The following is a 12,051-nucleotide window of genomic DNA, read 5'->3' as shown; positions in this document are numbered from 1 at the left end:
GTTTTCATGCGTCACTCCTCGCCTTCAACGGTAAATGATTGCGTCTTCCAAAACGCGCGCCGGCCTTGCGTAGCACTGCAAGCAAAAGCGCACGCAAGGCCGGCCGCGTCACCACGGACCATCCCGCATCGACGAGTGCGAGCAAGGCGGCTGCGGATATTGCATAGAGCGGATGCGCCAGGGCATCGATCAGATAGCCAAGCACCAGCCCCGCGAGCAGAAACGCGAGATGGGCAAGCATGTCGAGCGCAATCGGGGTTGCGCGCACACGGGTCAGCCACAAGAGCACCGCGTAGTCCGCAAGCGCTCGCAGGGCAACCACGCTTGCGGCGCCAACCGGCCCGTATCGTTGAATGCCGAACCATAGAAGCGCCACGAAGAACGGCAACTGGAAGAGTCCTGCACGTGCGGCCGAAGCGGGGTTGATCTGCGACTGAATGAGGATGCGCGTGACGCTTGCCTGACCGACGAGCCATACACCGATCACGAGAATGCGGCCTACCGGCGCGCTTGCGATGGCGAGGTCAGCGCCGATCCACACATGCAGGAACGGTTCGAGCACGAGCATCGCGAAGATCGCAAGCGGCGTAAATACGCCATTGAGGAATTCGAGCGATGTCGCGGCCATCTTGCCGGCGTCGCTGCGATCGATCGATGAAAGGCGCGGAAACAGCGTGCGCACCATCGCGTTGGGCAGCATGTTGAGACGCGTGACGAGGTTCTGCGGCACCGTGTAATACGTGACGAAACGCGCGCCGAGATGCGCGCCGAGCAGAACGCGATCGAGCGAATCGGTGAGCATGGAGGTCATCGTTGAGACCAGCATCCAGCCGCCGAAGCGGAAGAGTCCGCCCGTAACGGCACGCTTCGGCCAATCGATGCGGCGTATCGCCAGCAGCTTCAGACTCGCTCTTCCAAGCAGAATGGCCGCAAGCAATCTCGCGACGACCGCGGCAGCCAGCACCGTTTGCAGATTGGCCGCGATGAACCACGCAGCACCGAGCGGCAGCAACTGGAACAGGAAAGTGCCGAAGGTCTGATTGGCGTTATAGATGCCGAAGCGTTCCATCGCGTTGATCGCGCCAGCAAAAACCCACGACACATTGGCAATGGGAATGGCGAGCGCGAGAAACGGCAACGCGCGATAAACCTCATGCTGCAAGGCCGGTGCGGAGTGCGCCACATACGCCGTATAGAGAAACGCGCCGAAGTAGATGGCGAGGCCGCCTGCCACGCCCGTCGCGAAGTTGAGCCACACCGCGCTCCAGAAGACCTGCGCGCGCTGTGCCATATCCCCGGCCGCATGCGCTTTCGCTATCTGATGTTGCGCGGCCATGCTCATGCCGAGATCGAGAATCCCGAAGTAGCCGATCAGCGTCCATACGAGACTGATCACGCCATAACGCTCCACGCCTACGAGGTGGATATAGGCAGGCACCGTTGCAAGCGATACGAATGTCGGCAGGATCAACCCGACGAAGTTGATGCCGACGTTCCTGACCATGCTCTTTTCCATCGGTTCCTCGCGACTTCATGTGCCGGGTTTCCAGCGGTACATCATCACCTTGCCTCGTGCGTCTTCCTCGACGAACACCAGGTACTCGCCATCGCCGCGCCTATAGGCGCTCACGCCATTGGGTACGTCCACCCAGCCCGACGCATGACCGACTTCCGCCCCCGGCTTGATTACGCCTACCTCTTTGCCGGAGTCCTTGTCGAACACGTGCACGTCGCCAACAGGCTCGACCGCGAACACGTATTGCCCTTCGACGGTCACACCAATCACGGTCGATAGCGGCTTCTTCTGCGTATCCCACGGCAAGTCGATTGCATAGCGTTGATGCGGGCCGTCGGACCAGTGGTCGTAGCGCACGAGGCGCTTTCCGACCTCTTTCCAATAGCGCTTGTCGCAAGGCGCGTCCGCTGTATAACCGGTGACATAGAGCGTGTCGCTTGCCGCGTCGTAGATCGCGCGGCGCAATTCGGTGAACGGCGCGGGAACGGGGTACGTCTCGATGTTTTCGTAGTCGTAGACAGGATTGCCTTGCTTGTCGAGGCCGCCATAGCGCAGGCGATGAATGCCCTTCACGTCGCTCGTGCGCCAGATGTCGCCTTTGATATCGACCCACCAGCCCCAGCCGCCCGTCATGCGCGCAGTGCCCGGATTACGCTTGAATTCGCTTTCGTCGAAGCGGCCGTTGCCATTGCTATCGCGCCAAATCCACTCGCCGCCTTCGGGGCGGTTCGGCACGTTCTGCACGGGGCGTGGTCTTCCCGCGATAAAGCCCGATGGAATCGCCAGCTCGCCGTCATGCTTCGCATCGAAGCGATAGATCTTCATGTGATCCGCATACATGTCGGTCAGATACAGGAACGTGCGGCCATCGAGTTTTCTCGCGATAGGCATGCCCGGCCATTGATCGACGTGGAACACCGGATCGTCGGGATACTTGAAGCGGCCCGACAGAAAGCCCGCGTATTTCCAGTCCTGTCCCGCAGGCTTCGACAGGTCCAGCTCGAACCGCTTGTTGCCGGTAAAGACGCTATTGGGGCGGCCCGGATCGATCCACGCGCCATCGACGAAAAGAAGCCCTTGCGTCTGCCAACGCAACGCGCCATTGGCGGCATAGCTTTCCAGCGTCGCGCCAAGACCGGCGCCCGTCGAACCCGTGCGTGGCCCTATTCCGTTCGTCGATACATAGACGTTGCCAGCGGCATCGACACCCACGCCTGTCAGGCCATTGAAGCGACGCGGGCCCGGCGTTCCCGCAACGCCGGAGAAGATGCCGCCGCGCTCGCCCAACGCGCCAGCTTCGTGATAAGCATTCGCCTTGCGTATAAAGAACAACACTTGCTGACGCGGCCCGTTATCGGCTACAAGCAGACGCCCTTCTCTGTCGATGGCGATATCCACCGCGCTGCTATCGGCATTCAAGCGCGGCGCATCGTCCAATAACGCGCCCGATGCGGCGTAATGCGCGATGCGCGGATGATCGCCATTGCTCTCCACGATCGCCCATAAGGAACCATCCGCCGACAGCGCGATCTTCCCCGGCTGCGGCGCGCTCCATTGCGCTTCCTTTTGCATCGACTGCGCGTCATAGACTTCGATGCGATTCAGCGCCGTGTTCGCCACATAAAGCCTCGTTTCGCTTGCAGCAAGACCGCTTACGTCCTGTCGTGCGTCGTTCGACTCGTTGATCGTGAGGAAGCTGCGCGCCAGCGTGGCGCGCGGGTCCTTGTCGTTCAATGCACTCGCACCGAAAGGCACGGGACGCTTGACGTCGTTGATATCGCGACGCGATACGCCCCACCACTGCTTGCCCGCAGGCGGCCACACGCCTTGCTTGACGAGCCGGCCTCGTTCGTTACCCACGCCGACGGCGACAAATACATAGCGCGAATTCACTGCAACGGCATTGCCGCCGGAAGCGCCCCATCCATGCGTGCCGCCGGCGTAACTCGACATGCGGCCATCGCGATACACGCTCGCTTCCGCTCCGCTTTCGTCCCACGGCGCATTGGTGAACACGCGGCCATCGGGCGCAACGGCAATCGCCGTGATGTTGATCTGCGTCCATGTGCCGTCGCCAAAGCCCGACGTATTGCCTATCCACGATGTCTTTGCATCGAGCACGGGAGGCGTCGCGAATGCGCCAGTCGCCACGCACGCGAGCGGCAAACAGATCAGCTTGCAAACGGAAGTAATGAACGAATTACGCCGCAACGGGGCCTCCGATAAAACTGCGTGCACGCCGGGTGCGCTCGATGCATCGGGACGTCGTCTGGTCGCATCGACGAGAAGAGTCGCGGTCCGACGCTTTGCAGGTTAGAGGCCAAATAAAGCTAAAAAAACGAAAAATATTCGTCTGCTAAATGGCATTCGCATGGCTTAAGAAATGTCTTTTCCTAAAGCCGAATGGCGCGTTCATTAAAAATTGCTAAAGGTTTTTTTCCGATTTCTTTTGCCTAGAATCGCCTCATGACATCACCGACGAGGTAACACCATGGCCACGCAGAACAAGGCGATCATCACCGGAGTATCGGGGCAGGACGGCGCGTATCTTGCCAAGCTGCTGCTCGACAAAGGTTACGAAGTGGTCGGTACGTATCGGCGCACGAGCTCGGTGAATTTCTGGCGTATCGCGGAACTCGGTATAGACCGGCATCCGAAGCTCAAGCTGGTTGAGCACGATCTGACCGATCTTGGTTCGAACCTGCGTCTGCTCGAATCCGCCGAAGCAAGCGAGCTCTATAACCTCGCGGCGCAAAGCTTCGTGGGCGTCTCCTTCGATCAGCCTTCGACGACCGCGGGCGTCACGGGCTTAGGCGCACTCAATCTGCTCGAAGCCGTGCGCGTGATCGATCCGACGATCCGCTATTACCAGGCATCGACATCGGAGATGTTCGGCAAGGTGCAGGCGATTCCGCAATCGGAGGAGACGCCCTTTTATCCGCGTAGCCCATATGGTGTGGCCAAGCTGTTCGCTCATTGGACGACGATCAATTATCGCGAGTCGTACAACATCTTCGGATGCAGCGGCATCTTGTTCAATCACGAATCGCCGTTGCGTGGCCGTGAATTCGTCACGCGCAAGATCACGGATACGGTTGCAAAAATAAAGCTCGGCAAGGAAGAGTTGCTCGAGCTTGGCAATCTCGACGCAAAGCGCGACTGGGGCTTTGCCGCCGAATACGTGGAAGGCATGTGGCGCATGCTGCAGGCGAGCGAGCCCGATACTTATGTGCTCGCCACCAATCGCACGGAGACGGTACGCGACTTCGTGCGCATGGCATTTGCCGCAGCGGGTTATCAACTTGAATGGGCCGGTAAAGGCGAGCGCGAACGCGGTATCGACATATCGACGGGACGTACGCTGGTGCGCGTGAACCCGAAGTTCTATCGTCCGGCGGAAGTGGATTTGTTGATTGGCAGCGCGGACAAGGCACGCGAAAAGCTGGGCTGGCATCCCACGACCACGCTCGAAGCGCTCTGCCAGATGATGGTGGAAGCGGACCTGAAGCGTAACGAATTGCAGCCTACCTTCTGAACGCCCATGCCTCGTCGCGCACTCATAACCGGGCTCTCCGGCTTCACGGGCCGCCACATGGCGGCGCATTTGATGAACGCAGGCTACGACGTCTGGGGCACCACGTCCGCTTCGCCGGAAGCCGATGTGCCCAATGTCGTCGGCCTGCCCGTCGATCTGCTCGACGCTGACGCCCTCAAGTCATTCGTCGCCGATGCGCGGCCCGATGTCGTCGTGCACCTGGCGGGCGCGGCGCATGTCACGGGCAACACGCCGAGCACGACTTATCTCGTGAATATCGTCGGCACGCGTAACCTGCTTGCCGCGCTCGCCACGCTCGACCGCAAGCCGCGCGCGGTCTTGCTTGCAAGTACGGCCAATGTGTACGGCAACGCAGCGGTGGAAGTGATCGATGAAGATGTCGATATCAAGCCCGCCAACGACTATGCGGTCAGCAAGCTCGCGATGGAACAGGCATCGCGGCTATGGATGGACCGGTTGCCGATCTTCTTCGTGCGGCCGTTCAACTATACAGGCGTGGGACAAAGCGAAGACTATGTGTTGCCGAAGATCGTCGGGCACTACGCACGGCATGAAGCGCGCATCTCGCTCGGCAATCTGAATGTGTCGCGCGACTTCTCCGATGTACGGGACGTGGTGGCCGCCTATGCGAAATTGCTCGAAGCGGCGCCTGCGGGTGAGACGTTCAACATCTGCTCCGGGCGTAGTCATTCGCTTGGCGAGGTGCTTGAAATGCTTGCGCGCATAGCCGGCTACAAGATCGATGTATTCGTCGATCCGCGTTTCTTGAGACGCAATGAGATCGCGCGGCTCGTCGGGTCCAATCGCAAGTTGCGGCGGGTGATCGGGCAAGTGCCGGCTACACCGATCGATTGCACGTTGGAGTGGATGTACGAGTATATGAGCGCGCGAGTAGCGGTCTGATTTACGCTTGAGCGTCGATTAAAAAGCGCTTCGGCGGTTATCCGCGGAAGCGCTTTATCGTTTTTCAATGCACCGGTCCCGCTTCAATCGCTTCCTCATAAACCGCAGCCACGCGCCGCGCAATCACGCCGCGATCGAAATGTTCCCACGCGTAACGCCTGCAATCCGCCTCGTTCGGGAGATCGAGCGATCCATCGAACGCGGCGATCAGTCCATCGGCGATAGCATCCGCGCCGGTCGATGCCAGCACGAGGTCCTCGGATAGTCCACGTACCGCTTCTGGCAAGCCACCAACCGGCGTAACCAGCACCGGCGTTCCCGAAGCCAGGGATTCCACGGTAATCAAGCCAAAGCCTTCCAGCGCGACTGTCGGCACGATACTCACATCGGCGGAACTATAAAGCGCGGCGAGCTGCTCATCGGGCACGAAGCCGAGCAGGCGCACGCTATCCTGCAAGCCCGCTGCATCGATACGCTGCTGCAACTCGTCCGCAAGCCTGCCTTTGCCCGCGATCAGCAGTAGCACATCGGGGATCTTGGCTTTCACGCGCGTCATCGCGTCGATCAGCGATTCGAGTCCCATGCGCCGCACGAGCCGCCGCACCGCGAGCACGATCGGTCTTCCCACCGGCAATTGCAGACGCCTGCGCGCTTCGGTGCGCGTCATCTTCAGGTCGAATTGCGCGACGTCCACGCAGCCCGGCACCACGCGAATGCGCTCTTCCGGCACGCCATAGCGCGTGCTCAAAATCTGCCCGAACGCTTCCGACAAGACGATCAGCCGCGAAGAACGCGCATACACGCGCCGCTCCAGCATGAACTTCGCGCGCTGCCCGAACGAGTCGGCGCCTTCCACATGACTCTCATCCGCCCAAGGCCCCTGAAAATGCGATACCTGCGCGATGCCGCGCGTCACATCGAGACCAGGAAACGTATAAAGCGCGAAGTGCGAGGAGACGACATCGGGACGCTCACTCTTCAAGGTGTCGCGCAATGCGTTGCGTGCATTCATCAGGCGTCGCGGCAACGACTGCGCGGCGGGACCGAAGCCGCGAATCGCGCCGCCCGTATCGACAGCCACGCGAGGCGAGCCCGCGACCACGCCGCGCACATCGACGCCCGCCGCAGGCAGCGCACCGACCAGCGTGTAATACATGCGATCGAGTCCGCCCGCGCGCTCGGGGAACCAATGCATACCGATTTGCAGGGACTTGATAGTGTGCGTGCTCATGTGTGGGTCCAAGGTCGGGTTAGTCTCGGGATAAGCTCGGGTTGAGCGGTCAGACGCCTGTTTGCGCGGAGGTTGCAGCAAGCGGGGCGGGTGAACGCTCACGCTGCGCGAAGCTGCGATAAAGGTCGAGGTAACGACGCGCCATGCGCGCCCAGTTGAAATTGGTCGCGAGTTGCGTCGCCGCTTCGCCCATTTCGGCGCGACGTGCGGGCGAATGCGCCAACGTATCGATGGCGCGTGCGAGTGCCAGTTCATCGTCGGGATCGTCGAGCACGATGCCGCACGTGTCGCCTATGATCTCCGCGCCACCAGCCGTTTGCGCCGTCACCACGGGAAGACCCGCTGCAAGCGCTTCGAGCAGCGAAAGACTCATGGCTTCGTAACGCGAGGGAAACACGAAGACATCGACGGAATGCATCAAGGTCGGCATGTCCTTGACGAGCCCGAGAAAATGCACGCGGTCCGCAATGCCGAGAATGCGTGCCTGCTCCGGATAAGGACTGCCCGGCAGATAACCCGCCACGACGAGTTGCACGCTACGCGGCAGACCCACCAGCGCTTGCAGCACCGTTTGAAGGTTTTTGCGCGGCGTGCGCAAGTCGCCGACGAAGAGCAACAGGCACGCGTCATCGGGGAGATCGAACATCGAGCGGTTCTTGCTCGCATGCGAGAACGCGGCCGTGTCCACGCCGTTATAAACCACTTCGACACGATTTCGCTCTATACCGCCCGCGCGTATCTCCTCGGCCACTTTCTCCGATACCGCCGCGATCACACGCGAGCGTCGATAAGCCCATCCTTCGAGCCACGCATTCATGCGGCTATAGATCACCTGATACGCCGACCAGACACCTCCGCTCAAGCGAAACGGATAATACGGGCTACGCGTCCAGCCGCCATGCACGAAGTGCGCGGTGTTCACGTCGGCCTTCGCCCACGTGATGAAGCCATTCACGTGCAGGACATCGTATTCATCGCGGTGCGTGCGCAACCACCAGGCGCTCTTGATGGCGAAGACCTGTTGCTTGAGCAGCCGCGTCGGCCAGTAGCGGCCCGCTGTCACGCGCACCCAGCGCAATCGCGGGTTTTGCAGCAGTTCGGGCGCGACATGCGACGCAATCAGCGTCACGTCATGCCCTTCCGCGAGCGCCGCGCGTGCAATCTCGTAGTTGACGCGCCCCTGGCCGTCGTTATGACGCACGACGTGCGTGACGATCGCGATCTTCATCGGCTTGACCTCGTGATGGAAGGAGAAAACGTGGCGCGCCGGCGCGTGAGCTTGGCATGATGGCGCGCGGCGATGATCGAAAAGAGGCTCATGAACAGCAACGATCCGCCCGTACTGACGAAGGTGTTAGCGAACACGAGAATGCCGACCATCGAAAATGAAAGACTCAGGCACGCTTGCGCGAACTTGTCGTCGCGCAGGGAAAATGAAGCGCGTAACGCACGCACGAGCAAGAGGCCCACGCCCGCGACATACATCAATCCGCCGGGCCAGCCGAGCACGAACGGCACGTTCATGAGGCCGCTATCGAAGCTGCCGTATTTGCCAAGATCACCGTTTGCACTCGCGAGTTTCGTCGAGGTTCCGGTAGCGCCAAAACCTTCGCCGGTGACATCGGTGAAGGCGGTGACCATGAAGTTCGCATAGAACTCGTTGCGTGCCGCGTAGCTGCTGTCGTCGCTCAGGTTGGTCATGGTCTGGAGACGCGTGCCCAGACGGTCGGCAATCGGCCCGACGGTCATCAAAGGGATCGAGATCCCGACGAGCACGATAGCGCCAAGCAGTATCCGCAAGCGCACGCGGTTGCTTGCCTTGATGAGCTGCAACACCATCGAGATGATCCATCCGCCCCACGCCGAGCGCACGAGCGAAAGACCGAACGATACGAAGCCGAGACCGCCAGCAATCCATTTGATGCGCTGCGTGCCCGCCATCACGAAGGTCAGCGCGGCCATGACCACGAGCGCAAATGGCCCTGACGAGTTCATCGTGCTGAATACACGCACGCCGAGCGGCACCGGCTCGCCTTGCGAGTTCATCTGCGAGCCGATCATCCACATGGCGTCCCACGGCGGCATGACGAAGAATTGCACGATGCCGTATGCGCCCATGATGAAGAGGCCCCACACGAACGTATCGAGCATGACCTTGCGATATTTCGGATACTCGTGCGCATTCACGAGAATGTGAAAGCCGATCAGCACCGGATAAAGCCAGTTCGCGAGGTCGTAAGTGGCGGCCATCGGCCCGCTCGCGGCCACGCCGATGAGATACGCATACGCGATACCGAGCAGCATCAGCAGCACCGGCAGGCCGCGCCGTTGCGCAAGCACGCGATATTGCCGCAAGAGGGTGATGCCGCAGATCATCGTGACGACGAGTGGCGCAATCTGGATGAGACTCGTCGGCGTGAAGCCGCCCTTGCCCCAGTCCGCGAGACGCCGCACTTCGGGGCTCAGGAACCAGACCCACCACATGAAGCCCACATAACGCGCCGGGCTCTTGAAGTAGAGCCATAGCGCGGCAAGCGTGGCCATCAACGGGAAGGCGAGCGTGAGCACGGTGCCTTGCTTGGCGAGCACGAGCAGCGTCGTCAAGCCCCAGACGATGGCTTGCGCGGTCCACTCCGGTGCGCCCTTGCGCGTGTGCGTCGAGTCCTCGCCGACCTTGCCGATGCGACCGGCGAGATTGCGTGGCGCGCGTGGGGAATGAGGAAGCGTGGGCGCGGTCATCGCATCAACTCGTGCGGTGCGTCGGTTGTGAACGCGTATGCATGTTGCGTCCGAACGAAGGACGCAGCGCCTCGCGCGTAATCCTCACGTGCTGCAGCGCGAATTCCCGCGTGGTGTAGTCCTGCTCGATGAAATGCCGCAGCGCCGCTTGTGCGCGATGAAGCGCAAGCGCCGGGTTCGAGCGCATTTCATCGAGCGCGCGGCGCATGGCGGCGGAATCGTGCGCGGGCACATAGGCGACATGTCCTGCGCCGAAGTAGTCGCGCAGGCCACCGACATCGGTGACGATCACGGGCTTGCCAAGCGCGATGGCTTCGAGCAGCACCGTCAGCCCCGAGGCATGCGTATTTGCGCGCAATGGCACGACGATCACGTCGGCCCAATCGTAGACCTCGCGCGCGGCCTTGAGACCGATTGCAGGCGCCACATGAACATTCGATGCGCGCAAGGCCGCCGGCACCCGGCGACGCGTTGCAATTCGCACTTCGTAGCGCGCGTCGTTGCGAAACGCGGCGGCAAGCGTCGGCCAGTCGCGGTCACGGTCATTGCCAATTGCGCCGATGCGCACCGGCGCGTGCGGCGTCCATTCGCGCGGCGCTTGCACCGTGAAGTCCTGCATGTTCAGACCATAGAAGACTTGGGTCGCTTCACGGTCGAAGTATTCGCGCACCAGCGCTGCATTCACGCTGGAATGCGTGGTGAGAATATCGGCCCGGTCGATCAGCTTGCGATACACCCAGCGACGTAACGCGCCATAACCCGCCCACTTGTCGAGCAACCAGATCGACTGCGCGAGCAAGAGCGGCGAGCCTGGCGATTCCTTGCGCCGGCCCTTGAGAAGCAGCAACAGCGCGACCGAAAGATGCTCGTGCTCCGTATGCGTCCACACGACATCCGAGGACAAGATGTCATCGCGATTGCGCCACGTATGAATGAAGTCGAACCCTACGATCGTCTTAAGCGCGCGCCGCAAGATGCGCATCGGCTTACCTTCGGCGGCATCGCGTGAATAGGAAAGCACGAACTCCGGCGATTCGGCATGGTGATAGCCGTAGAGGCAGCCGATCTCATCGCCGGAACGGTAATGCCGTGGGTCCGCGCCATGAAAGAGATGCACGTGCACGTGAGTCATAGCGTCCTCGCGGCATGAATGGATTGCGTGGTGTCATCGCGCGAATGTCGCGCATCGCGGCGCGCTTCATATGCGCCTCGTCGGACCGCGCGCCAGCGTTGCCATGCGCGCGGCAATCCGAAACGCGCGGCAGCAAGCGCGTGCACCGCACCCGGATACACGCGCGTACCGATCAACGCATACCAAAGCCACGCGACCTCGCGATCGAACGATGCCAGTTGTTCGCTCAGGATCAGATGGAAGTTGTAGGCCGCGTCCTCTAATGCGTTGAGCGTTTGCGCGTCGCGGCGATCATCGTCGAAACGTTCTGCCGGGAAGTGATCCACCGCGATCAGCGGGTCGTACATCACATGCCATCCCGCGCGCTCCACGCTCATGCTGAAGGCCATGTCGTTATGCACTTGCGCGCCCGCGCCGCGCAAACGCGTATCGAAGCGCAGCATCGCCACGGCCACGCGCCGATAGCTCATGTTCGCGCCCTTCAGCATGCGTACACGGCGCGCCGCGCCCACGCCGAGATGATGATTGCCGACAATGCGCCCCGTGCGCCGGATCACGCCCACCTCCTCGCGCGACGCATCCAGCACGCGGCCTTTCTCGTGCACCCAGTCGCGTCCGCCGATTGCGCCGAGCCGCGTATCGTGCGCGAATGCCGTGACGATGCGCGCGGTCCAGTCGGGGCGCGGCGCCGCATCGTCGTCCGTGATGGCGATGATGTCGCCCTGCGCGGCCTCCAGCCCGCGATTGAGTGCGGCGACCTGGCCACCCGCGCCGGTATCGATCACGCGCAACGTAAAGCCGTTCGCGCTTTTCATCTCGATGGCGAGACGTCGCGCGGTCGCATCGTCTTCCGGACGCGCAATGACCAGCACTTCATCGGGCAAATGCGTCTGCGCGCGCAATGCGGCAAGACAGCGCTTGAGGTCCGCCGGGCGCCGATAAGTCGGCACCAGCACGGAAACTTTCAGAGTCAT

Annotated in this window: 9 protein-coding genes; 2 read left to right on the top strand and 7 right to left on the bottom strand. The window is 61.5% G+C overall.

Annotated elements, in window-relative coordinates:
* Positions 1–4: 4 nt before the first annotated feature.
* Positions 5–1,516 carry an oligosaccharide flippase family protein gene (locus tag LDZ28_RS24545; protein WP_244829984.1) on the bottom strand — a complete coding sequence of 504 codons (1,512 nt, stop codon included), beginning with the start codon at positions 1,514–1,516 and terminating at the stop codon, positions 5–7.
* A 15-nt stretch (positions 1,517–1,531) separates the two neighbouring features.
* Positions 1,532–3,727 (bottom strand): hypothetical protein, encoded by a 2,196-nt coding sequence (locus LDZ28_RS24540; protein ID WP_370652231.1) that lies wholly within the window; start codon positions 3,725–3,727, stop codon positions 1,532–1,534.
* A 280-nt stretch (positions 3,728–4,007) separates the two neighbouring features.
* Here LDZ28_RS24540 and gmd point away from each other — a divergent pair, with 280 nt between their 5' ends.
* On the top strand, positions 4,008–5,051 hold the full coding sequence (gmd, locus tag LDZ28_RS24535; protein ID WP_244829983.1) for a GDP-mannose 4,6-dehydratase: 1,044 nt from the start codon (positions 4,008–4,010) through the stop codon (positions 5,049–5,051).
* 6 nt (positions 5,052–5,057) lie between these two features.
* Entirely contained in the window at positions 5,058–5,975 is a 918-nt protein-coding gene (locus tag LDZ28_RS24530; RefSeq protein ID WP_244829982.1) for a GDP-mannose 4,6-dehydratase, read from the top strand.
* Positions 5,976–6,039: 64 nt separating this feature from the next.
* Here the strand turns inward: LDZ28_RS24530 and LDZ28_RS24525 are convergent, their stop codons facing one another.
* From LDZ28_RS24525 to LDZ28_RS24505, 5 genes are read right to left on the bottom strand one after another with little or no spacing between them, the layout of a single operon-like run.
* On the bottom strand, positions 6,040–7,206 hold the full coding sequence (locus LDZ28_RS24525) for a glycosyltransferase family 4 protein (protein ID WP_244829981.1): 1,167 nt from the start codon (positions 7,204–7,206) through the stop codon (positions 6,040–6,042).
* 49 nt (positions 7,207–7,255) lie between these two features.
* Positions 7,256–8,434: a glycosyltransferase family 4 protein gene (locus LDZ28_RS24520; protein ID WP_244829980.1), complete on the bottom strand. Its 1,179-nt coding sequence runs from the start codon at positions 8,432–8,434 to the stop codon at positions 7,256–7,258.
* A complete protein-coding gene (locus LDZ28_RS24515) occupies positions 8,431–9,945 on the bottom strand; it encodes a glucose-6-phosphate isomerase (RefSeq protein WP_244829979.1) in 1,515 nt (504 codons plus the stop codon). Before LDZ28_RS24515 ends, LDZ28_RS24520 begins: the two co-directional genes overlap by 4 nt.
* A 4-nt stretch (positions 9,946–9,949) precedes the next feature.
* Positions 9,950–11,077, bottom strand: coding sequence for a glycosyltransferase (locus LDZ28_RS24510; RefSeq protein ID WP_244829978.1), 1,128 nt, complete (start codon positions 11,075–11,077; stop codon positions 9,950–9,952).
* Complete coding sequence (locus tag LDZ28_RS24505) at positions 11,074–12,045, bottom strand: glycosyltransferase family 2 protein (protein WP_244831029.1); 972 nt, start codon at positions 12,043–12,045, stop codon at positions 11,074–11,076. Before LDZ28_RS24505 ends, LDZ28_RS24510 begins: the two co-directional genes overlap by 4 nt.
* Positions 12,046–12,051 lie beyond the last annotated feature (6 nt).

Origin of the sequence: Caballeronia sp. TF1N1 (assembly GCF_022878925.1) — a bacterium.
Lineage (GTDB): Bacteria > Pseudomonadota > Gammaproteobacteria > Burkholderiales > Burkholderiaceae > Caballeronia.
The sequence above is the reverse complement of the archived record's forward strand: the minus strand, read 5'-3'. Positions and strand labels throughout refer to the sequence as shown.